20 protein-coding genes and 1 riboswitch are annotated in these 22,156 nt (G+C 42.4%); of the genes, 5 read left to right on the top strand and 15 right to left on the bottom strand.

What is annotated here, in order from left to right; all coding sequences use genetic code 11:
* Window positions 1-99: 99 nt before the first annotated feature.
* From J7545_RS18040 to J7545_RS18015, 6 genes are all read right to left on the bottom strand, one after another.
* Complete coding sequence (locus J7545_RS18040; protein WP_318719944.1) at window positions 100-405, bottom strand: hypothetical protein; 306 nt, start codon at window positions 403-405, stop codon at window positions 100-102.
* A gap of 145 nt (window positions 406-550) precedes the next feature.
* A complete protein-coding gene (locus J7545_RS18035) occupies window positions 551-1,840 on the bottom strand; it encodes an FAD-dependent hydroxylase (protein WP_318700859.1) in 1,290 nt (429 codons plus the stop codon).
* A gap of 204 nt (window positions 1,841-2,044) precedes the next feature.
* Window positions 2,045-3,034 carry a methyltransferase domain-containing protein gene (locus J7545_RS18030; protein WP_413038763.1) on the bottom strand — a complete coding sequence of 330 codons (990 nt, stop codon included), beginning with the start codon at window positions 3,032-3,034 and terminating at the stop codon, window positions 2,045-2,047.
* 87 nt (window positions 3,035-3,121) lie between these two features.
* Window positions 3,122-3,883, bottom strand: a complete 762-nt coding sequence (locus J7545_RS18025; RefSeq protein ID WP_318700857.1) for a hypothetical protein — start codon at window positions 3,881-3,883, stop codon at window positions 3,122-3,124.
* A 224-nt stretch (window positions 3,884-4,107) separates the two neighbouring features.
* Window positions 4,108-4,253: riboswitch (cobalamin riboswitch) on the bottom strand.
* Window positions 4,254-4,256: 3 nt separating this feature from the next.
* The gene (locus J7545_RS18020) at window positions 4,257-4,457 is read right to left on the bottom strand and encodes a hypothetical protein (protein WP_318700856.1); all 201 of its coding nucleotides are present in this window, start codon (window positions 4,455-4,457) and stop codon (window positions 4,257-4,259) included.
* Window positions 4,458-4,620: 163 nt separating this feature from the next.
* On the bottom strand, window positions 4,621-5,184 hold the full coding sequence (locus tag J7545_RS18015; RefSeq protein WP_413038762.1) for a 4Fe-4S single cluster domain-containing protein: 564 nt from the start codon (window positions 5,182-5,184) through the stop codon (window positions 4,621-4,623).
* A gap of 188 nt (window positions 5,185-5,372) precedes the next feature.
* Between J7545_RS18015 and J7545_RS18010 the strand changes: the two genes are divergently transcribed.
* The 4 genes from J7545_RS18010 to J7545_RS17995 all read left to right on the top strand — a co-directional run bounded on the left by J7545_RS18010 (window position 5,373) and on the right by J7545_RS17995 (window position 7,805).
* Window positions 5,373-5,849 carry a hypothetical protein gene (locus J7545_RS18010; protein WP_318700853.1) on the top strand — a complete coding sequence of 159 codons (477 nt, stop codon included), beginning with the start codon at window positions 5,373-5,375 and terminating at the stop codon, window positions 5,847-5,849.
* Between the two features lie 73 nt (window positions 5,850-5,922).
* A complete protein-coding gene (locus J7545_RS18005) occupies window positions 5,923-6,405 on the top strand; it encodes a tetratricopeptide repeat protein (RefSeq protein ID WP_318700852.1) in 483 nt (160 codons plus the stop codon).
* A 26-nt stretch (window positions 6,406-6,431) separates the two neighbouring features.
* Window positions 6,432-7,001, top strand: coding sequence for a Uma2 family endonuclease (locus J7545_RS18000; protein ID WP_318700851.1), 570 nt, complete (start codon window positions 6,432-6,434; stop codon window positions 6,999-7,001).
* Window positions 7,002-7,007: 6 nt separating this feature from the next.
* Window positions 7,008-7,805 (top strand): hypothetical protein, encoded by a 798-nt coding sequence (locus tag J7545_RS17995; RefSeq protein WP_318700850.1) that lies wholly within the window; start codon window positions 7,008-7,010, stop codon window positions 7,803-7,805.
* A 7-nt stretch (window positions 7,806-7,812) separates the two neighbouring features.
* Here the strand turns inward: J7545_RS17995 and J7545_RS17990 are convergent, their stop codons facing one another.
* The 9 genes from J7545_RS17990 to J7545_RS17950 form a co-directional block, all read right to left on the bottom strand.
* The gene (locus J7545_RS17990) at window positions 7,813-10,812 is read right to left on the bottom strand and encodes a hypothetical protein (protein ID WP_318700849.1); all 3,000 of its coding nucleotides are present in this window, start codon (window positions 10,810-10,812) and stop codon (window positions 7,813-7,815) included.
* 38 nt (window positions 10,813-10,850) lie between these two features.
* Window positions 10,851-11,786: a hypothetical protein gene (locus tag J7545_RS17985; protein WP_318700848.1), complete on the bottom strand. Its 936-nt coding sequence runs from the start codon at window positions 11,784-11,786 to the stop codon at window positions 10,851-10,853.
* Between the two features lie 13 nt (window positions 11,787-11,799).
* The gene (locus tag J7545_RS17980) at window positions 11,800-12,933 is read right to left on the bottom strand and encodes a DegT/DnrJ/EryC1/StrS family aminotransferase (RefSeq protein WP_318700847.1); all 1,134 of its coding nucleotides are present in this window, start codon (window positions 12,931-12,933) and stop codon (window positions 11,800-11,802) included.
* Between the two features lie 30 nt (window positions 12,934-12,963).
* Window positions 12,964-13,950: an NAD-dependent epimerase/dehydratase family protein gene (locus J7545_RS17975; RefSeq protein WP_318700846.1), complete on the bottom strand. Its 987-nt coding sequence runs from the start codon at window positions 13,948-13,950 to the stop codon at window positions 12,964-12,966.
* A 39-nt stretch (window positions 13,951-13,989) separates the two neighbouring features.
* Complete coding sequence (locus J7545_RS17970) at window positions 13,990-15,666, bottom strand: methyltransferase, TIGR04325 family (RefSeq protein ID WP_318700845.1); 1,677 nt, start codon at window positions 15,664-15,666, stop codon at window positions 13,990-13,992.
* A gap of 104 nt (window positions 15,667-15,770) precedes the next feature.
* Window positions 15,771-16,214, bottom strand: a complete 444-nt coding sequence (locus J7545_RS17965; RefSeq protein ID WP_318700844.1) for a tetratricopeptide repeat protein — start codon at window positions 16,212-16,214, stop codon at window positions 15,771-15,773.
* Window positions 16,215-16,308: 94 nt separating this feature from the next.
* Window positions 16,309-18,531, bottom strand: a complete 2,223-nt coding sequence (locus tag J7545_RS17960) for a hypothetical protein (protein WP_318719942.1) — start codon at window positions 18,529-18,531, stop codon at window positions 16,309-16,311.
* 156 nt (window positions 18,532-18,687) lie between these two features.
* Window positions 18,688-19,233: a type IV pilin-like G/H family protein gene (locus J7545_RS17955; RefSeq protein WP_318719941.1), complete on the bottom strand. Its 546-nt coding sequence runs from the start codon at window positions 19,231-19,233 to the stop codon at window positions 18,688-18,690.
* Window positions 19,234-19,351: 118 nt separating this feature from the next.
* Window positions 19,352-20,671 carry a class I SAM-dependent methyltransferase gene (locus tag J7545_RS17950; RefSeq protein ID WP_318719940.1) on the bottom strand — a complete coding sequence of 440 codons (1,320 nt, stop codon included), beginning with the start codon at window positions 20,669-20,671 and terminating at the stop codon, window positions 19,352-19,354.
* A gap of 95 nt (window positions 20,672-20,766) precedes the next feature.
* Here J7545_RS17950 and trxB point away from each other — a divergent pair, with 95 nt between their 5' ends.
* Window positions 20,767-22,131: a thioredoxin-disulfide reductase gene (gene trxB / locus J7545_RS17945; protein ID WP_318700840.1), complete on the top strand. Its 1,365-nt coding sequence runs from the start codon at window positions 20,767-20,769 to the stop codon at window positions 22,129-22,131.
* Window positions 22,132-22,156 lie beyond the last annotated feature (25 nt).

The raw sequence follows: 22,156 nt of genomic DNA, 5'->3' as shown, positions 1-22,156 counted from the left end.
ACTCAATGGTCGCGATCGCATAACTATAGCATCAGGTTAGAGGGTTACTTGCCCAAAAAATCGCTAGATTTTTTTCGCCATCTTTTAACGGCTCAAAGCCTAGCCTAGCCTTAGATTCAAGCCTGTTGTCACCCCCTGAGCGATCAGGCGAACAAACCGAATCGCATTGAGATCCACCTGACCGGAAGTCACCAAAGGATTGCTGGCCAGGGTTTGCAGATCGAAGGGTGTGCCCCAGGAACTGCCAAAAAATTCTCCTTGAAATTCAGAGGCATTATTCCGGTGCTTGCCTGCCAGATTGTAAATTCCCGTTGGGTCGAGGACTTGTTGCGCGGCAACCGGTTCGCCCGTCAGAGAATCACTGTCGAACCGAGCAAAGTTAGCTCCATCACTGGAAACTTCCACATAAGCCAGTTCGCCAAAAATACCGCCTCGGTTATCAAAGCCATTTTCAAATACGGCAAAATCGGCACCCGCACCATTTCTAATTCCCGTCTCAACAGCATTTTTGTCCTAATTTGCGATCGCCAGAAGAAAAAAAATAGGACGATTAGCTCCGAACGACTTGCTGTTTGTTCCGAAGCGTTGGAGTTCGGCCTTGAAATCCAGTCATTAGCTTGAGCGCTAAAATTTTCAATGGTGGCATAGTCCGCAGTAGCCAAAGACCAAAGCGACGGACGATCTCCACAGGCAAATAACTATTAGAAAACATTCGATCCAAGATATCAGTCAATCCTAGGATGACCAGGTTTTCTCCCTTACGCCAGCGTTCATAGCGCTTGAGAACCTGAAGATCTCCGATATCTTCCCCTTGTTGGTGCGCCGTTGATAGAATTTGGGCTAATGCTGCCGCATCGCGAATCCCCAGATTCAGTCCTTGTCCCCCCAAAGGATGACAGCGATGTGCCGCATCACCCACTAACGCCAGTCGCGATCGCACGTAATTCTGAGATTGGAATAATTGAACCGGAAATAATAAGCGATCGCCGATCAATTTCAGCTTGCCCAACAAACCCCCGGTGTAGTATTCCAATCGAGCCAAGAACTCATCTTCTGCAAGTTTTTGTAAAGCCTCAGCCTTAGCATGGGGAGCAGTCCAAACAATTTGACAGCGATTTCCCGGCAATGGTAACACTCCCATCGGGCCATCGGGCCAAAAGCGCTCAAAGGCGATATCATTTTGAGGCGCTTCATGTTGAATGACAAAAGTCACGCAAGACTGCCAATATTTCCAGCCGATTGTCTTAATCCCAGCCCAATTCCGAACGGGCGATCTAGCTCCATCAGCCGCAACAACCAATCGAGTTCTGAGGTGCTGCTTCTGTCCTTCCACCTCTACTTCAACCACCGCACCATCGGCTTGGTAAATGATACCGCAAGTTTTAGCCGGACATAACCAACGCACATTTTCACATTCAGCGATCGACTCTTGCAAAGACTTGAGAATCGCCTGATGCGGTCCGACATAGCCCAGATATTCAGTTCCCAAATCCGCCGTTTGGAATTTGACCGGGTCAGGATCGTCCCCATCGGACAGATGAATGTGACAATATTTACCAATGTGAGGAAAAATATCTGACCACACCCCAATCTCCTGGAAAATTTGTCCTGACAGAGGGGAAAGAGCGTAAGCCCGGTCTCGAGCTACTGCCAACTCCAGAGAATTCGCCTCGATCGCGATCGCTTTCAATCCAGAATCCTTCAGTGCAGATCCTAGAGTGGCTCCGACAATTCCCCCACCCACAATCGCGACATCACAGTCCAACTCAGCCACAGGCGACGAAAAATCATACCAAATCCGGGTAGTACAGGTAGAGATGGATAGCAAGAAAATTGGCATTAGAACAGCATCTGTTTATTTTCTATACTATTCGGATTTGGTATCAGTTGCATCAAAGCGCAAAGTTTCCATGATTGACATTAACTCCATTTGATTTAGGACTTACGCAGAGCAGGGCACTCTAACTCGTTTAGGTTGGGGTGAGAAAACGAACCCGCTACTGGATAATGACCTGTGGTGCGTAAGTCCCGATTAATTTTGCCCCTAACCGTTCAGCAACTGAACCTCTTTCGCGTTCTCTACGGACTGAGGGGTTGAACTCCCTCGCACAGCGCGGAACATCCCAAACCGGCACAACCCAGCGCCAAATGCCAGACGCATTAACAGCATCGTGGGCACTTCTCGCAAAGATTTGATAAATCCCGAGACCCCAAACAGCCATAATCCTTTAGGTCGAGCAATTCCTTGCCAGATAGAATCGAACCAAGAAGGCAGGGTTTCTGGAGTCCAATCTGCGGTAACGACTTCCCCAGAAACCAATCCAGTTTCCGCGATCGTTTCGGCAAACCCTTCAATACTAGAAAAAGCGGGATGGGACCACTGATCGAGCAGTTGACGCATGACGGGTTTTTCCCAGAAATTTAGGGGCTGTTGGCGATCGTCTCTTTGGTTCCAGTCTGCCACAACTAGCTGACCACCGGGTTTTAACACCCGAATCATCTCTCGCGCATATTGGGCTTTATCGGGCATATGGGGGCCAGCTTCGATCGACCAAACCACGTCAAAACTGGCATCGGGGAAAGATAATGCCAGGACATCATTGACCATAAACTTGGCATCGACTCCTTCAGGGGTTAATTCCTGGGCGCGCTGCACTTGTTGCGGGCTAATGGTCACCCCCGTAACCGAAAAACCGTAATCTTTGGCGAGAATGCGGCTGCTACCCCCAATGCCACAACCGACATCTAATACTGTTGTCCCACGGGGTAATTTATCCAATCCTCCCCACTTAGCCATTTCATGCACAAAGTCCGATTTAGCGGTGAGAAAATTTTTCCGTGTTGGTGGTGACCCATAATGACCCAGGTGAATATGTTCGCCCCAGTAAAATTCTAAAATTCCGTCTTCAGTCCATTCGTCATAAGAATTAGCTACCGTGTCGGCAGATTGATAACTGCGAGGGGTGGCGAGATAGAGCGCAATCCCTCCTCCTAGGAGTAAAAGCAAAAATCCCAGAGAGTAGAATAAGTACATTGGCATGAAAGAGTCTCCTCTGATAATACGTTTTTTAGCAGATAGCCCGGTATCTAATCGTAGGGGGTTTTGGTCTCCAAACCCCTACTAAAATTTTCGTCCACACCCCCAAGGGCGATCGCCAAATTGGCCGCGAGGTGGAAAAACAGGACGCGAGTATTGAGGAATCGTCTGCACCAACAACCAGACGATCGCGCAGTGAATTACCGATAAGCCAAAGACCCATAATAGATTACTCGCAAGCCAGTTAGGGTCGATCGCTCCAAAACTGTCCGTCCACTGGTCAAATAGCATCAGATTCCCTTGGGTAAGAATATATGCGGCGATCGCGCTTAGACCTAACCACCCTAAATAACCGGAAAAATTGCTCCGGCTAAATTTGGGTTGCCGGATGACAAATCCGGTGACCAAAAGGAGTTGCACTCCGTTGCAAATTGCCAAATTCAATGAATTTATATTTAAGGGAATTTGACCGATCGCACTTGTAGAAAACCAATCGGTTAGCCAAATGGTGATGACAGTCTCGACCGCTCTATGGGGATTTAAAGTGTTACTGGCCACCACAGCCAACCCTAGTAAGGGTGGATTAGAAGACAACAGAATGCTGGCAAAACTCACAGCAATTAGCCCTGACTGCCACTCACGAAGTTCCCCAACTGCGGCGATCGCAATTTCCCATAAATTGAGTTGATAAAGTGCAGAAAGTGGCGTATCTTTGGAAGAGTTCCAACTCCCCACTTCTGTTGGTTTCTCTAAAAATTTCATGTCTTTAACCGGCACATTTTTGAGGAGATTTAAAGATAATCGATCGCTTCTGTAGCCTTGAGGATCATTTTGGTAACTCAGCATTTAGACCATAGAAAAAATAATGAATCATCGATCATCAAATAATTCCAGGTTTTCCTAAAAAGAAGCTGACTTTTGATTGCTAATGGCTAACCGCTAGATTCTGTGATTTGCCGTGGCGGAGGCAATTGGCAGACAGAAAAACTTTAAATCTTAAAACAAAAAGACTGATAAACATCTGTACCTCGCAGATATAGGGGTGAATAGACGAGAGTTTTCACATCTTATATGTCGGTATTTTCATCGGCGGGCATTCTGACTTGGAGACAAGATCTCTCCTTCACAGCTGCGGGACAGCGGCAGATTCTCACTGCACTTTCCCCGTTTCCTCTAGCGGCTGCTCCCCGCTAGAACCGATATTTGACTTTCAACTATCTTATAGCATGGTTGCTCCAATTGCGATCACCAAGAGAAAAAATATATTTTTGGGCGATCGCTGAAAAACTTGAACTAAAATGCGAACTAAGGTTTCTAAATCATCGGGGACTCGATAAAGCATCAGTCCTTGTTGAATGTGTTTAGTCTCCCGATGTAAGAGAGCCAATTGCCAGATATCACCGGTAGAAACAGCCCCCACAAGACTAGACTGGGAACTATCGCCCCATTGGTCAAGGGCAATCAGTTCAACAGCCAGTTGAGTGAACTCTGTATTGCCTGAACGTATAGGATTGTCCAGGTTGTAAAATTGGGAGTTTGGTCATGATCTACAATTTCTAATGTTGCGATCAACTCAAGAAACCCTACAATTCAGCCAAGGTCATCTGGCCGCGATACCCCGTGACTAAGCGAGTACCATCTTTGAGAATATGGATTTCCATTTGATCGCTCGCCCAACTAATCGCATTTTCAAATTCTGGATTCAGGATATGAACCCGCTGATTACTCGAAGAAACGGGAGAAGTGGGGGAATGAATTGCTAAAGATTCTACATAGGGGCCATCAATGAGAATATCCAGTTGATCGAGTAACTCTTGTGCCCCTTCCGGCGCACCTTTCGCCCTTAACTGCTCTACGGTAAAACCCGTAAATGACATAATATTGAATCCCTTCGCTTTAAGCTGACGAGCCAAGTTAGCCAGTCCTGGAGCCTGCCAAAAAGGTTCTCCTCCAGAAAAGGTCACCCCTTGATTGCGGGGATTACTGGCAATTTTTTCTGCTAGAGTATCGATGGAAATCAGTTGGTTAATCTCAAACGACCAAGAAGCGGGATTAAAACAGCCAGAACAATTGCGAGTGCAGCCTTGAACCCAGACCACAGCGCGACATCCTGGGCCATTAACTTCCGACTCGTCTACATATCCCATGATGTTGAGATGGTTGGCGGGAATAGGTGGAGATTTAGGGTAATTCACGATCGCTAGAGAGATGAGGGTTGATTTCTATTCTAGACGTAAGACTCCTATATGGTTATAAAGCGAATCTAAAAATTTGTTTGGTGGTGATAAAATCCGTGATGGGAGAGTAAAAACCTTGGCGTTCTTCGGATAAAACAATGATTCCTGAAAAGAAAATCCCAGAAATTAACTTTTCTATGCCAGCTTTTGGCATGGGAACCTGGATGTTAGGAGGTAAACTGGAACCGAGTCCAGACCGATGTGAGCCATCTGATCGGGACTCTATTGTGCGAGCGATTGATGCGGGAACGCAACAAAAGGTAGAACCGAAACGGATGCGGATCTGGGGAGATTGGTTAACGTTGGATAATCTCCCCAATCAACATGCCGAAGATCGGGATGCTCCCCCCTTGGTTCCCCCTAGTTGGGAGTTGGTACGTCAAGGAAACCAGGGCGTGCCGGAGGTGTTAGCCACGAGTGTTTTGGCTTATGATTTGGCGGCCGATGGTACAGTGGCTTACAGCAATGGTAGTGGGATTTATCTGTTATCGCCTCAAGGGGAACTCAAACGGGTGGCGATCGCCCATCAAATTGAAGCAGTGAGGTTTCTGAATTCCAGAGAGCAGCAGGAATGATGAAGTTTTAGCACAAGACCCATGAGCAATAACCAATAACCCATGAGCAGAGTTAAACTAGAAAGAACTGCTCTTGTGGAAAACCATGCGCGATCCAGAACTAGATGGTTTACTATCCGATCTCCAGAGTGATTCCGAACCGGTGCGCGAACAAGCCATTCAGGAACTATGGCGGCGCTGGTTTAACCAGAAAGGAATGATGGGAGTAAAGCGACTGCAACAAGCCCAGAGAGTATTGGATGCCGGTCATTTCGACAGAGCTGAAGAACTGTTAACGGAAGTGATTCACGATTGGCCGGATTTTGCTGAAGCATGGAACCGGAGAGCCGTGTTACATTATATGCGCCGCGAGTATGATAAGGCGATCGCTGATTGTGAAGAAGTCGTGCGCTTAAATCCAATTCACTTTGGGGCACTGCATGGGTTAGGATTATGTCATGCGGCTCTGGCTGAATATCGGGAGGCGATCGCGGCGTTTCGTCAAGCTTCGGAACTTGTTCCCCACGCGATCGAGAATCAGCGCCTCATCCTTGAATGTACCGCCCGCTTAAATTAAATACTTAATATCTAGGGTAAGGAAGTATGGTAACGCTTAACCTCGATCCCATAATTAAACTCACCTCTGAGCAATTTTATCAACTCTGTCAACACAACCCAGACATCAAACTCGAACGCAGTGCAACGGGACAACTCCATCTCATGTCCCCTACAGGTTGGGAAACGGGCCGTGTGAATACTAAAATTAACCTGCAACTGGCTTTGTGGAATGAACAAACTCAACTGGGTGAAGTGTTCGACTCTTCCACTGGGTTTGATTTACCCAATGGCAGCGATCGCTCCCCAGATGCAGCTTGGATAGCCCAAGAGCGTTGGTGTCATCTTACCCCAGAACAACGGGAAAAATTTCTCCCCCTGTGTCCCGAGTTTGCTGTGGAAATTCTGTCCCCCAGCGATAGTTTGCCCAAAACCCAAGCCAAAATACAGGAATACCTCGATAATGGTTGTCGTCTCGGTTGGTTGATTAACCGCAAACAGCGCCAAGTCAAAGTTTACCGTCCCGGACAACCCCCAGAAGTGCTAGAAGCTCCCACCCGTGTATCGGGAGAAGAGGTTCTCTCAGGTTTGTGCCTAGATTTGAAGGCGATTTGGTAGGAGGCAATGAGTACAGATAAACGGCGATGGTATTATATCTTAGCTACAGGCAGTTTAGTGGCGCTCTGTGCAACGGCGATCTCCTCTTTGCAACTCCCCAAGCTGAATCAACTCAAATCAGTCCAAGCGCAACGGACAGAAAGTGAATTCCAGCGTGAAGTTGCTCAAGAGGGGATCGCACTGAAATTACTCAAAGCTATACCTAATTTTGGCTTTGATAACTTAATTGCGGATTGGGCTTATGTTAAATTTTTAATCTATTTTGGTGACGAGCCCGCCCGCGAACACACCGGATATGATTTAACTCCACAATATTTTGAAATTGCTCTAAATGAAGACCCTCGGTTTATTCCTGCTTATTTTGGTCTTTCTTCAAGTATTTCTTTATATTTAGGCGAGCCTAAAATTTCTACTGCAATGATGGAAAAGGGATTACAGTTACTTTCTCCTCAAGACCCACCCCGTTCCTATTATATCTGGCGCTACTTGGGGATTGATCAACTGCTCTTTCTAGGCGATGCTCAAGCAGCGCAAGCATCATTTGCTAAAGCGGCTGAATGGGCCAGTGAATATTCTGATCTAGAGAGCGAGAATGTGGTTGCTCTCTCGCACTCAACAGCAGGATTTTTAGCCCAAAATCCGGATAGTAAACAGGCCCAGTTTGCTGCTTGGATGTTAGTTTATCGAAATGCAGTCGATGAGCAAACCCGGGATCGGGCGATCCAAGGGATAAAATCAGTGGGTGGAATTGTTCAAATCACAGAAAATGGTGACATGATTATTCAACCGCCCCCCAATGACTAAACCCTTCTTAAAATTGCATTTCTAGAAATTCTTTCAGAGAATAAGCAGGAGCAGAAAATAAAAGCTCAGGAATAGAAGACTCGTATTCTAAAGATAAACGTCCTTGCAGTTGGGGATATAAAGCCTGTAATTGTAAACGACCCAAAGACCCGGTTAAGCAAATTTCTAACCCTTCAGCCAGATCGCTCTCTTCTTCCATCAGTAAACCCATAATCACAGTGGAAATAGCAGCATCCGCATCTTCGTCACTAATATTGCTCGTTGCCACTAGCAGCGTTATGTCATCCTTTTGCCCATGGCTCATAGTTGCCTTGAATGCCATAGCTAAATCCAATAATAGGATGTCTTCCGGTTGACTCCAGTCTGGAAAAATAATCAAATTAACCCTTCTTAATCTTAAGTTTTCTTTTATTTCAGAGAGTTGATAGTTCTCAAACACTTCCACCAATCTGGATTCAATTTCAGATGAGTATAACTCACTATCTAGAAAGCAAGGAGTTTTTTTCATTGCTTGCTGTATCTGATGACCATATTGTTCGCGCAATTGGAAATCTTTACCTAGAGAAACTGCTGTTTCAAGATAAGCAGCTTCATCTTTACTAATCCATGAACTCATTTCCATTTCTTCTAACAGTGCAGCACCCAAGCGAGTATGAGAGTGTTTACCTTCCATCACAACCACAGGTAAATTAGTCAGGAAAGGCTCCACTAGGGAGACTAAATCGGTGTAGGGATAAGGGGATAGATAAATATCGGCTTGCTTCAACAGGGCTTGTATATCCGTATGACTGCGAACACCAGAAACCCAAATTACTCTATCTTCATTGATATTTTGCTGTTTTAAGGTCATCTGTAAACGCTGTTTCCAAGCTGCTAAAAGCATTTTGGGAACAGGTCGAGAAATACTTGAATAGAGCAGTAAAACTGAGTCAGGAACCTCGCTCAGAATCTTAACCCAAGTCTGTTCTACTTCTGGAGGAATCGCTTGGTTATCTTCCCCATAAACATAGACTACTGCATGATTAGAAATCCCTAAAGTTTCTCGGTCAAAACTACGGATGGGAAGGCCTCGCTGCTCACAACCAAAATCTATCGTTTTTCCAATTCCTGATAAACAAATCATTGAATCATCTGTTTTTTCAAGCTCCAGAAGATCGCCTGAAAGATAATAATCAATAGTGCTTGTTTGTGGATTCAATCCTGAATAACTTCCAAGAATTTGAATACGAGCCAACCGGAAATTTGTCAATACACTCAGATTATTCACTTCCTCTGTTATTGTACCCGCAATTAATAAAATATCCAGGTCTTCTTCACGAATTTTTTGGATTGTACTGGGTAAATCTTCTGGAAGTTGTACACCTATATCAGCGTGACCTGAACAATACCTTTCCAAGCGATCTCCTGTTGCCTGAATGGAATACAAAACAATTTCAAACCGATCCCGATTCAGATGTTTATAAGCCGGTAGACTTAAAAAAGTATCAGGTTTTAAGCCAAAATTGTCAGCCAAAATTCCTAAGCGAATTCTAGTTCTTTCTGGTAGTCTAGGGGCAAAGTCGTAGTCTACAGATTGTCCTTGCAGTAAACACCACTTTTCAATCAATTTAGCTCTTTTGGTATAAAGATTTTTCAGGTTAGCATCGGTTTGATACAAGCCACGACAATTACTAGATTTCTGGAAGTAGTAAAGAATTTGTTGAGCAATCTGTGAACCGGGGTTGTTTTCAATAATTGAAGAAATGTAATTCATCCAACACTCTAGATAGCTCAGATATTGCTTTGCTTCTCCAATTTCTTGATATAATCCCGGAGGAGTGAAGGAAAAATTAATATAATCAGGCAATAACCATTGAGGAATTCGAGACCAATCATACTGAATTGGCAATTGATGAGGGTAAGCATAGAGCATCGCCACCAGTAAGGATTGGATTTCTTTAGATTTGTTTTCCGTATTTGTAGTTATCATAGTATTGATTTCCTGTCTTTTTTGATCGTTGATACAAGTTGGGACTAGCGGCTTAACATTCCATGAATTTCTTAATCCTTTAATAATAGTTAAATACGTTTTTTCTATCTGAGATTCCGTAAAGTTCCAAAATGTAGTAACTAATTCTGGAATTAAAATTGAAAAACACAACTCAAAAACAATTTTTTGAGTTAAATAGTCTACCCAATCATTTCGTTCCACTTGCGCCGGATGTTTTAGAGGAAATACTATTGATTCATTGGGGATTTCATCTAGTAATCCACCGCTTAATTGGGTATTCGTTCCCTCTTGATTAAATCCGAGGTTAGAAACCAAATTTTTTTCAGGAACAATGGTTAATCCGTTTCTTCGCCAACAGGCAAATTTCCATCGATAAGCCCAAGAGTTAATATAGCCTTGATAAGTGGCTTCAAAAATGTTTGTCCATTGGGCAACAACTTGAGGTTCTAGGAATAATTCTTGTAACCAATTTTGTTCTCGCAGTCTTGGCCATTCTTGCATGTCAAAATCAAAATGTTGCCAAGCTCTTCTCCAAGTTGCCCACCCCCAACAATCAATATATCTGGAAAAGTAATAATTTTCTGGAGTGGGTTGATATCCAAAGAAAAAATTAGTCCCCGTAATAACCATGACTTCTTCAGTATTTCGGTAGTAACTTAAAAGTTCATCACAAAATCTGAAGAAGGTTACATTAGGAAGACAATCATCCTCAAGAATAATTGCTTCCTCAACGGTTTCAAAAACCCAATCTAAGCCACTAGCTACTCGATGCTTAAGGCCAAGATTTTGATCTGCATAGTTTTTGAGAACTTCACAATCCCAGTCTACGGTATCAATAATTTTCCGTGTTTCTTCACATTTTTGAGCCTCTGCTGACCAATTTAGACGAGGGCCATCAGCAATTACCAATAGTTTAGAAGGTTGAACCTGACGAACTACATCAAACAGTCTTTGAGTTAATTCGGCTCGCTTAAATATGATTAAACAGACTGGAGTTGTAGTTTTGTATTTTAACATAGAAGATTAAAATCCATCAACATTTGAACTCACTTTTTTTATAGGGAGGCAAGAGCGGGAATGGCCGCACCTCTTAAAGAACGATGTATGGAAAGACCAGGTAAGACATCACCCATCATTTGAGTAATGTCTTTCAATGTTTTGATGTAAGTGCTATAGATGAATTCAAAAATCATCCTTTCTTTCGAGCTGGATAATTTAAACTCTGGATTCAAAGAAGATATTTCAAAACCAGTTTTGTAATTTTTAAATCCATGGAAATGGAAAAATATTAGCGGCAGCTCATCAATAAAAACTTGGTTTCGACTCTTATAAATTTGATAATTATTTGTGTTCCAGTGGGAAACATTAGCCCCTTTATGCTGTATAACGACTACTTCCGAAAATCGATCTAACCAATCATCAAGATATTTCTGGTCAGCAAATCTTGTGGGTTCTGGTCGGTCATAACACCATTCTATACACCGCTCTCGCCACCATTGCAAACAACTTAGAGCATTTTGATCGGCGCGAAATGATAACCATCCTACATTGTATATTCCAAATTTTTTGAGTTCTAGGCAATCGGGTGAAAATCGATGTTCTATAATGGCAATGGAGCGATCGCCAATTTCCTGATAAATCGGATCTAAATCAGAGTAAAAAAATAAATCTGAATCTAAGTAAGTCAGCAAATCTACTTGCGGATTATTTCTTAAAACGTATAATGGTAAACAGGGAGTACAAGTGAAATAGTATTCAACAATGGTTCGATTTTGTTTTGCCCCTAGCAGATCTGGATCGCTTTGTTCTAGTTTATCTAGAGGGATTAAATGCACATTAGGATAGTTAAGTTTTTGAAGGGCATCATAACAAATTCGACTGAGACAAAGTACCCACAATTCAAAATCACCACAAAATTTCTGTAAGGACTGATAAAGTGCTAATCCTTTGGGTAAATAGTTATGATCGAAGTAGGTGCAGAAATAACGCATAATTTATTAAAAATCAACATGAATTTAAAGATTTAATTCCAGAAATCAGAGCCTGACTGACTCTGGTTGCTTCTTCCTCAGTGAGCTGACCATACATAGGTAGACTCAAAATTTTACGACTGATTTTTTCAGTAACACTTAGTCCTTTTGGAGAAATCGCTAATTTTTGGTATGCAGGTTGCTGATGAACGGGTACGGGATAATGAATAGCTGTGCCAATCCCCTCTGCTTTCAAAAACTTTTGTAGATTGTCTCTAGAGTCAGAACGAATAACATATTGATGATAAACTGGATCGACATTATCTTTAGTTTCTGGAAGAGTCAGAGGTAAATTACTTAAATTGCGATCGTAGACTTTAGCTACAAATTTTCGTTGGTTATTATCTCGATCGAGGGCAGATAGCTTGACTCGCAGAATCGCTGCCTGTATCGGATCTAAACGACTATTCATGCCGGAAGTATCACTAATAAAGCGTTGTTTCCAGCCATATTGTCGTAAGATCAAGAGCTTTTCAGCAAGTTCAGAATTGTCGGTAACGACTGCTCCACCATCCCCTAAAGCTCCTAAATTCTTGGTTGGATAAAAGCTGAAGGCTCCTAATTTTCCCCAAGTTCCTGTTTTTTGATTGTTGAACATTGCACTGTGGGATTGGGCACAATCTTCGATGACCTCCAGTTCGTAGCGACGAGCAATTTCTAAGATGGAAGTCATGTCGGCTGGGTGACCGTATAAATGAACAGGAATAATGGCTTTGACGTTAAGGCGAGAATGTTTATTCAGTTCAATGAGGGTATCTTCTAGGGAGTTGGGATCGAGGGTAAATGTAACTGGATCGATATCGACTAAAATGGGGGTTGCTCCGGCAAGTTCAATCGCGGCAACGGTAGCAACTGCGGTATGAGAGACAGTAATCACACTGTCTCCCACTCCAATTCCACAAGCCTTTAATGCAAGGACTAAAGCATCTGTACCACTGGCAACACCAACCGCATAACTGGCTCCCATGTATTGAGCGAATTCTTTTTCAAAAGCGGTTACTTCTTCACCTAAAATGTACCATCCACTTTCTAGAACTTGATGAATGGCTTGATCGATGTCTGCTTTTTGAGCCAGATAACCGGCTTTAGGGTTGGTTTGAAGGAGCATGAGGTTGGTGGAGAGGGTAGATGGATTAGGCTAGAGATATTGAGGCAAGTGATCGCGGTAAAAAGCCAGAGTTTGAGTTAGTCCTTCTTCCAAAGACCTTTTCGGAGTCCATCCTAGACTGGATTTAATTTTACTATAATCGGTATAGTAGTCACCGATATCAATCCGTTTTCGCTCTGGGGGAAATTCACGAATTTGAAATTCTCCACCACTATTGACTTTAATCAGGAGTTCAGCCGTTTCTCGCAGGCTAATAATGCGATCGCCCCCTAGATTAAAAATTTGCCCTTCTGCTTCAGGTTGAACAGCCGCCATTAATATGGCATCAACCGCATCCTCGACATAAGTGAAATCCCGCAGTTGATCTCCACCCCACACTTCAAAAGGTTTTTCTTCAAGCACCAAACGAATCCAAATGCCCAGAAAGGTTTGTCGTGCATCCTTAACCCGCATTCGGGGGCCATAGGTATTGGTTAGACGCAAAGCACAGGAACGAATTCCATAGACATTGTTATAGAGGATGTGATACCACTCTCCTGCCATTTTGTTAATCCCATTGACATCTACGGGACGGAGTAAATGGTTTTCATCTACAGGTAAGTAATCCGGTTTACCGTAGAGTTGACGGGTACTGGCAAAAACAAGTTTGATATCTGGGTTATAATTACGACAAGCTTCTAAGATCGAAAGCTGCGATCGACAATTAATTTCTAAGTCTGTATAAGGATCGTGCATAGAGTCTAAATGGCTCGTTTGTCCAGCCAGATTAAATAAGTAATCTTGGTCTTGAACCAAATAACGCATACTATACTGATCTCTGACATCAGAAATATTCACTTCAACTTGATCTTCAATACCATTAATGTTAAATAAGTTTCCTCCATATTCTGGAATTAAACTATCCACTAACAGCACATTAGCACCTAATTTAAGCAGTCGTCGAGCCAGGTTACTACCAATAAAACCCAGTCCCCCAGTAATTAAAACTTTTTTATTGGCAAATACAGTATCTTTCATAGTTGTTTAACCTATCTAGAGATAGTGTTTCCTTAATACCTATTCACGGTTTTGACTAAAGAGTAATCCTCGACCTTCTCCCACTTCTGGAGCGCCCGGAACAGAAAAACGCTCTGCAATTAAAAAATCTCTAACTTTTTTCATATCTAAACCCTCTACATAATTAACTAATTCATAAATATTTAAAAACCAACTTAAATATTCTGTATTATAACCATAATCATAAGCCCGCTGTAAAACAACAAAAGACGAGTAATTCTGAATAACAGGAAGTCGCGTTATATACAAATACAGCCGGGTACTTTTAACCATCTTTTCTACCAAAGTTGTCCAATCTTGTGCATATTGCAGTGCCGAACTGCAAAATACTAAATCATATTCATGGGCAAAACAGTCTCGAGCTTCTTCATAGAATGTAACATCAGGTTGAAGAGAGCGACCCGCTTCACACAATATAGGTACTTCTGCACAAGAATAATTGATTTTTACATTAGGGAGTAAGGATTGAGCTATCAGATAATACTCTCCCAATCCTCCACCCCAGTCTAAGATAGAAATTTCCTCTTTTTTCTGAGCAGTTAAAGACAAGACATAAGCAAAAAGAATATAATTATTCTGTTGTGAATAGTCATCAGACAGCAAAGCATTTTTTTTCAGTTGATCAACTAAACCTTTCCACTGATGTTTCCGCACATCCAAAATAGCCTTAATGTTCCATCCTTTTATTTTTTCATCTCTCCTTAACCATCCTTCTGGGACATACTCCCATTGAAGTTGATGACTAGTTGAGTCTAATGATTTTAAAGCAAGATTTAAAAATTCATTTTCTTCTTCAGTCTTAGGAAAATCTTTTATGAAGCCACCTATCAGTTTTTGATGAAGCTTATGAGTCACGGGTAATTGTTCTTGTGGAGTAGTCAATAAAGTTTCACAAATTTGTTGACGAACTTGTTTAAATGAGTGGAGGTAATCTGGGTCTTCTGGTGATTCTTGAAAACGATATTGGTTTTGTTCTAGTTGTGTTTGTAAGTCTTCTGTGGAAATCGTCAATCTAGCTTTAGGATCAGAAGATAACCGTTGTGGCAATTGATAGTTAACTAAATTTTCCTTAATTGGTTCTTCTGCCTTAGTTAAGGTAGCATAGACCGTCATTATTTCTTGAGGATGGTGTTTTTTGTATAATCCGGGAATTTCTTGAATAACTTCAATTCCTTGATCGGCTCTAATCAATAATCGCCAATCACATTCTAATACTTCAAATCCGGCTTTTTGACTCAAATTTTTGAGACACTCTGCTGAGTAACGCCAATAATCCCTGGGAGAAGGATGATAAGGAAAAGAAAATACAGTTTCAATAATCAACAACCCTTCTGGCTTCATTATTTTATAAAAAGCATCAAAAACCTCAAAGGGATTTTCTACATGCTCAATCACATTTAAGCAAACTGCTGTGCCGAAAAAATCCGAGTATAGAGAAGGGAGCTCTTCAATTTCAGGGGAGCCATTTTCGGGATTTAGAACTAAGTAATCTGGATCAATATGATCGAAAGGTCTTTGATTTAAGTAAATATATCGAGCATACTGTTCTTGAGTTTGAATGGTTATGTTGTAATCCGCTATAGTGGGTTTCTCTAATCCGCCCAAATCAACCAAAGGCTTTCTTAATCCATATTTTTGCACTTGTTCAGTAACGAGTTTTATATCATCCCAAAACATATTTTTCTCCAGTTAGTAGTTGATTAATATATTATGAATTATTTACATCCGGTCAGTTCATCAATTGAAGTATATTATTTCAATAATATATTATGCAAGACTTATCAGTTGTTTTCTATGTTCATTTGATCGTCTGAATTAGTGTTTGCATTGGTTTCTTGGTTCTCTTCACTAGAACTGGTTCGTTTTTGTAACTCATTTTCTAACTGAGTCATTAATTCTTGATAAGTCTTATCATCAGGATATAAATCGACTAACTTTTTCAATGGAATTCTGGCATTTTGAAGGTCGTTCATTTGTAATCGCACAACAAGTAAACCTTCAAGGGCAATGCGGTTTTCAGGTTCCCGTTGTAAAACCACTTCATATCCCCTAGCTTGTTGAATCAATTGTTGTTCAGGGGTCAATTCTGGACTTTGAGTTTGAGAAGTAGGATTCCTTTCTTCAGTGTTAATAACACCGCTAAATACTCTTAGCATCCCAAGAGAAGTTCCTCCGAAGAAGGAAATGATTGACACAAAAATCAAGATTTTCTTGAATGTTTTCATGGGTTTATAACATCCAATTCTTGGGTTAGAATAATCATTGATTGCGATCAGGCTTGCTCGATAATACTCTTCTATAAAATATCACAAATACTCTTCAAATACTGGAGTCTACATATTTTGTCCACATTTGTTCATAGGCTTTTTCCATCTCACGGGCAAATTGCTTTCCATTCCATAGGGGGGCAGTTTTGCGAGATTCTTTCAACTGCCAATGAACTTGTTGACGGAGTTCTGGCTCTTTACCAAAACGAGTGCCCCATTCGACATACTCTTCATCTGTCCAAGCAATACCTTCTGTAATGCCTGCATTGATCATCATGGTATAGCTATTACGGGCAGCGAACTGTTGTCCCACTCGTGTTACCATAGGAATACCCATCCATAGAATTTCTAAAGTGGTGGTGGCACCATTGTAAGGATAAGTATCTAATACCACATCACAAATACTCATATTGGCACGATGCATAGACTCCGAGGGGGTAGGCATTACAAACTTGAGTCGCTCTTCAGAAAGTCCTTCCTCTTCTGCTAGTTGAAGAAAGAATTTCTGAATGGCGATTTGATCGCCAAAGCCTTTAATCAAAAAATAGCTATTTGGTACTTCTTTAATGATTTTTAACTGTAACCTAGCCATTTCTGGATGACGTTTATAGCCTCTTTGAGAACTGAAAAATAGCACTGCATCACTAGGAATATCTAGCATTTCACGTCGTAAGGTAGGGACACTGACTTCAAAACCATCTACAGCAATATAGGTTTGTGGCAATCGCCAAATTTTTTCACTGTAGTAGTCATCTGCATTGTCCGGAACCACATAGGGATCGGCAATCATATAGTCTACTGTTGGAATTCCTGGAGCATCCCATCCCAACCAACTCACTTGAATCGGGGCTGGTTTCATTGCCATGACTGCACAGCTAAGATCTAAAGTCAAGCTATCCATATCTACAAGAATATCTATCTTATCTTGACTAATTTGCTCAACCACATCAGCGTAGTTAATCCCCAATTTCCGAGTTTCTGTAAAATTTTGGATGTACCACTCTTGTAGTTTATCTTTACCCATCGCCCGGTAGTTAATAACATAGCCATATATATCATAGTCGTCTCGATTATGGTGTCGAAATAACCATCGGGCAAGCCAACCTACTGAATGACTAGAAAAACAGTGAGACAAGTAACCTATTTTTAGTCGCTTATTCTGATTCTGGGGATAGCTCCAGTTTTGTCGATACTGCTGAATTTTCTCATGAGCGTGTAGTTCAATTCCTGCTTGACAGAATTGGGCAACATGGTTGTGAATGTGTCGATTTCTTTCGGCATCATCCTGAAAATAGGGTACGAAATAGCTGGTACTGTACATCCGGATATGAACCGGTAATAGATAATCTGATGCATTCTTTGGGTCAAGGGAGAGGAGGAGTTTAGCTTGCTGACTAAACGCATTGACGGCTTCTTGCCAATATCCACCCGCACCCATGAATCCTGTGATTTGTGAAAAAAGACCTCTGATTTTATCAAGGTCATTTTTGGCTAAATCGCACATCTTTTGAGCAGAGGCTATACACTGCTGGAAGTCGGGAACCTTAGAGTAGAAACCGGATAAATGTTCCCATACTTGTATATTTTCTGGATCAACCTGTAGTGCAATTTGACTTAGTTTAATGGCTACATCTGGTTTGCGTAGGTTATAATTAATCCTTAAGCAAGATTCCATCAGAATATTAATAAAGGCTTGTGGATCGTGAGATACAGCATAGGAGATGCTAACTTCTGCTAGAGTGCATGTAAAAGGGTTGAGAGGCTGCTGATCTAGACAGAGTTGTAAAATCTGCAATAGAGCATAGAAGTCTGGATTGCTTATCTGTGGACTAGCTTCAAGAATTGGGATTATCCCTATCCTGTCAACTTCTTCTTGAGTTAATTGATCTAATTTTAGGTCTAATCCGATGAGTATTAGGAGATTCTTAAGGTTAGTAGGCGCAATTTCACGAATATGGTGGCGAATCATCCAAGCTGTTGTCTGTTCGTTATTGTTTTGTTGTATATCTGCTTCAGTTTGTAGAACACTGACTAATTCAGCTATATATTGCTCCGTTTCTTGTTCACTCCCTTCCCCAATCGCTAACATCCAAACGACCTGGGCTTCCATTTCTTGTCCTTGTAGCAGTAGAGCTAATCCTAAGTACCAATGGGCTTGCTTCGATGCTGAAACGATTTCTATCTGATGCTGATAGAGTTCTAAAGCCTGGCTGTACTCCTTTGACCTTAAAAACTTTAGCCCTTGTTGTTGCCAATTTTGGGTTAATGGAGTCATGATTTTCTCATGATATCTCTAGGTGTTGAAATCTTAAAATGAGCATGTTGCAGCAAAAGAGATAGGGTGAGATCCATTGATGACTCACCCTTGAGAACTTTGCTGCTACCTTCCTTTTGTAGTAGCTTCAAAACAGAAATGCTCTACTAATTAACCTTACAGGTTTGTATAATCAGTGGGACATGCAGGGGCTGCTGTTCCTGTAAAGTTTAGCACCCTTGGCTGAGTACCGGCATCGTTGGCTTCACACAGACTCGCTAGAGTAGTCGATTCACTCGTTGCTATCAGGTTTACTGCTGCAACTCCCCCAACATAAGATTTCAAGGTTGTTGGTTTGGCAGCCCCATAGTTAGTTACAGTGCTATTTGCGGTGATATCTGCTTGTGTAGTTGTGGTTGTACTGATTCCGTACTTGTAATTCTCCGTCTCTTCTTCAATACCCAATCCTAGAGTTCCCAGGTCAAAGCTAAATCCACCTTTTTCCAGGTAGTAAGCTTGCTGTTGGCGGTTCATGGAACCCACATACTGCTTGGATTCAGATTGTTTCGCTTTGTTGGCTTGGTTGAGGAAGGAGGGCAGAGCGATCGCTGACAGGATACCGATAATGATGATAACGACCAGCAACTCAATCAGGGTAAATCCTTCGTCTTCTTTCTTCTCGATCAGGTGTTGCAGGAACTTGGTTCTAAATTCAGTCTTCATAATGATCTACTTCTCCTTGGGGGTGGATGAACTAAGATTTCTAACTCCATTGACTATAGCTTACCCACCCCATTCTGGTTTCATATCACCCCGATCAAAAATTTTTTCCCGATTTAGCCTAAGACTCTAGTAATACATACCCCATCTCGTACAGAGGTATGAGCAGGTCTTTCACTTTTTGAGTCGCTTGGGAGGGGGAGATCGCCTCCCCAGTGAATGGATCAAATGGATAGAGCCTTTGTGATCGCTCCACCAGATCTCTAAAAGCACAGGGAGCGTCAATCATAGGCAGTAAAATACTGATGATCCCACTATCGATTAAAGGGGTTGTCCCTGGATCTAGGGGAAGATAGTGGTTTAAGGGTAGGGCGCTCATTTCCGTGATAGAGGCGATCGCTCCCTGCTTTAACTGCTCCGTTCTCAGTTGCGGATGTAAATGCACTTGCGCTTGCTGCCACTCTTCATCTGTCCATTCCTGAATAGGGATTATGGTGCGATCGCCTTGAGGATGGCCACACCAGAAATCCAATAACCGTTGTTGGGAGTGGAATAGCTCATGAATATGGAGTTGTTCCTCTGTAGATAACTCAGAAAATTTGATCATCAGTTCAATGGGTAATTCGTCCCAATTCTCAAACAAACCTAGTAGATCCCACTGAGAATCATGAACCATACCTACAAACTCCATTCCTGACTGTCTGATTAAATCAAACAAATCGGGAATTTCAAAACCTTTGTCTCCAACAAATAGGTGGTTCATCGCGAGGTACTCATTAGAATTATCCGGTTTTCTGGCCCACGCAACTTTCTTTAGAAACACTCCTGGTTTTAGGTTTTGCATAGCTTCTCGGACTAAATTGTATTCAGTCTCTTGGGGTGAGGAATCCATCAATCCTAGCTTTTTCCATATTCGTTGCGCTCTAAAATACTGGCTGCGTTGGATTTTGCTATGTAAATTTGCTCGAATTATTCCCTCTTTCCTTAAAACAGACTTAAAACAATTTAATCCGTCTAGAACATCCGGAATCAAATACAATACTTCATCACAATTAATATAATCAAATGCATAGTTGAGAGTGCCAATGTTTTCAATGGACATTACATGAAACTCAGCATCTTTAAAACCATGAAAGCCCAGGCGTTCACGAGCAATTTCAAGTGATTTTTCAGATAGATCTATGCCGACAATTTTAGCCCCAGGATTGGCTTCGGCTAAGGTCAGAGATTTATAGCCACTCCCACATCCAGCATCTAAAATGACTTTACCAGCTGTGTCAATTACCTTTTGGTCTCGCCGATAAAACGCGGTTACCATATTATGAATATAAAGCGAAGAAGGATCTACTTTGGGAGTTGCTTCTAAAGGGGCATTATAATAAGGCAGAGCATTAAATTGATCGCGGATTTTTTCAATCTCTTCCATTCGGTTATCCACCATTTGCTTAGTCTTTCTGCTTCATTTTAACCTGTCTATCGGGCGTATCGGCCTTTAATGCGCTATACTAAGCGTAGTCGTTATGAGTTTATATAAATATGAGCAGCCCTACAGTAGAGAATCTGGTGATTATCGGTTCCGGCCCGGCCGGGTTTACCGCCGCTATTTATGCGGGTCGGGCGAACCTCAAGCCCGTGGTTTTTGAAGGGTATCAGATGGGGGGAATTCCTGGGGGACAATTGATGACCACGACAGAAGTGGAGAATTTTCCTGGTTTTCCCGATGGTATTACGGGGCCGCAACTGATGGATCGAATGAAAGCGCAAGCAGTCAGATGGGGAGCGGAGTTATATACGGAAGATGTGGTTTCTGTTGATTTAAGTCAGCGGCCGTTTACGGTACGGTCTGAGGAACGAGAGTTCAAAACTCATACTATTGTGATTGCTACGGGTGCGACGGCTAAACGGCTCAGTCTTCCCCACGAACAGGAGTTTTGGAGTAACGGCATTTCCGCTTGCGCCATTTGTGATGGGGCAACTCCGATTTTCAAGGGTGTGGAACTGGTGGTGATTGGTGGCGGAGACACGGCAGCGGAGGAAGCGGTCTATTTGACTAAATATGGGTCTCATGTCCATTTACTGGTGCGACGGGGCGAAATGCGGGCTTCTAAAGCGATGCAAGACCGGGTCCTAGTTCACCCTAAAATTACGGTTCATTGGCATACGGAAGCGGTAGATGTCTATGGAGAAGGGACGAAATTTGGGGGGGTGAAGGTCAAGAATAACCAAACGGGAGAAGAAAAGGATTTGCCTGCGGGTGGTTTATTCTATGCGATTGGTCATACTCCCAATACCCAACTGTTCCAAGGGCAATTAAAGTTAGATGATGTGGGTTATGTTGTTACCGAACATGGGGTACAAACCAGTGTGGAAGGAGTTTATGCGGTTGGCGATGTGCAAGACCATGAATTCCGACAAGCAATCACGGCTGCTGGAACGGGCTGTATGGGAGCGATGTTAGCCGAGCGGTGGTTATCGGCGAAAGGATTAGGTCAGGAATTTAAGCAGGAAGAAGGAGAAAAGCCATCGGAAACTGCTGCGGCTGCGACGACGCAAACTGATACAGAAGAGACATTTAAGCTGGAGGAAACACGCCATACGGGAGGGTATGCCCTACGCAAATTATTCCATGAAAGCGATCGCCCCTTACTGGTAATGTACACCTCTCCCACCTGCGGCCCCTGCCATACCCTAAAACCGATTCTCAGCAAAGTTATTGATGAATTTGACTCCAAAATTCATTATGTGCAAATTGACATTGAAGCCGATCAAGACATTGCTGAAAATGCTGGTATTACTGGGACTCCCACCGTACAAGTGTTTAAGGATAAGGCGTTATTACAAGAACTCAAAGGAGTGAAACAAAAAAGCCAATATCGCCAGGTCATTGAAAGTAGCCTTTAGGCTTCTGGGAAAAGAAAAAGAGATC

Origin of the sequence: Roseofilum sp. SBFL (assembly GCF_017746885.1) — a bacterium.
Lineage (GTDB): Bacteria > Cyanobacteriota > Cyanobacteriia > Cyanobacteriales > Desertifilaceae > Roseofilum.
Note: the sequence above shows the minus strand (reverse complement) of the source record. Positions and strands in the feature narration are given on the sequence as shown.

Bases quoted from the DNA above. Each gene is read 5' to 3' on its own strand.
- J7545_RS18035 (WP_318700859.1), bottom strand. From the start codon at position 1,840: ATGCCAATTTTCTTGCTATCCATCTCTACCTGTACTACCCGGATTTGG.
- J7545_RS17970 (WP_318700845.1), bottom strand. From the start codon at position 15,666: ATGTTTTGGGATGATATAAAACTCGTTACTGAACAAGTGCAAAAATAT.
- J7545_RS17995 (WP_318700850.1), top strand. From the start codon at position 7,008: ATGAGTACAGATAAACGGCGATGGTATTATATCTTAGCTACAGGCAGT.
- trxB (WP_318700840.1), top strand. From the start codon at position 20,767: ATGAGCAGCCCTACAGTAGAGAATCTGGTGATTATCGGTTCCGGCCCG.
- J7545_RS18015 (WP_413038762.1), bottom strand. From the start codon at position 5,184: ATGGGATATGTAGACGAGTCGGAAGTTAATGGCCCAGGATGTCGCGCT.
- J7545_RS17955 (WP_318719941.1), bottom strand. From the start codon at position 19,233: ATGAAGACTGAATTTAGAACCAAGTTCCTGCAACACCTGATCGAGAAG.
- J7545_RS18010 (WP_318700853.1), top strand. From the start codon at position 5,373: ATGATTCCTGAAAAGAAAATCCCAGAAATTAACTTTTCTATGCCAGCT.
- J7545_RS17985 (WP_318700848.1), bottom strand. From the start codon at position 11,786: ATGCGTTATTTCTGCACCTACTTCGATCATAACTATTTACCCAAAGGA.
- J7545_RS17965 (WP_318700844.1), bottom strand. From the start codon at position 16,214: ATGAAAACATTCAAGAAAATCTTGATTTTTGTGTCAATCATTTCCTTC.
- J7545_RS18030 (WP_413038763.1), bottom strand. From the start codon at position 3,034: ATGTACTTATTCTACTCTCTGGGATTTTTGCTTTTACTCCTAGGAGGA.
- J7545_RS17980 (WP_318700847.1), bottom strand. From the start codon at position 12,933: ATGCTCCTTCAAACCAACCCTAAAGCCGGTTATCTGGCTCAAAAAGCA.
- J7545_RS17960 (WP_318719942.1), bottom strand. From the start codon at position 18,531: ATGACTCCATTAACCCAAAATTGGCAACAACAAGGGCTAAAGTTTTTA.
- J7545_RS17975 (WP_318700846.1), bottom strand. From the start codon at position 13,950: ATGAAAGATACTGTATTTGCCAATAAAAAAGTTTTAATTACTGGGGGA.
- J7545_RS18025 (WP_318700857.1), bottom strand. From the start codon at position 3,883: ATGCTGAGTTACCAAAATGATCCTCAAGGCTACAGAAGCGATCGATTA.
- J7545_RS17990 (WP_318700849.1), bottom strand. From the start codon at position 10,812: ATGTTAAAATACAAAACTACAACTCCAGTCTGTTTAATCATATTTAAG.
- J7545_RS18000 (WP_318700851.1), top strand. From the start codon at position 6,432: ATGGTAACGCTTAACCTCGATCCCATAATTAAACTCACCTCTGAGCAA.
- J7545_RS17950 (WP_318719940.1), bottom strand. From the start codon at position 20,671: ATGGTGGATAACCGAATGGAAGAGATTGAAAAAATCCGCGATCAATTT.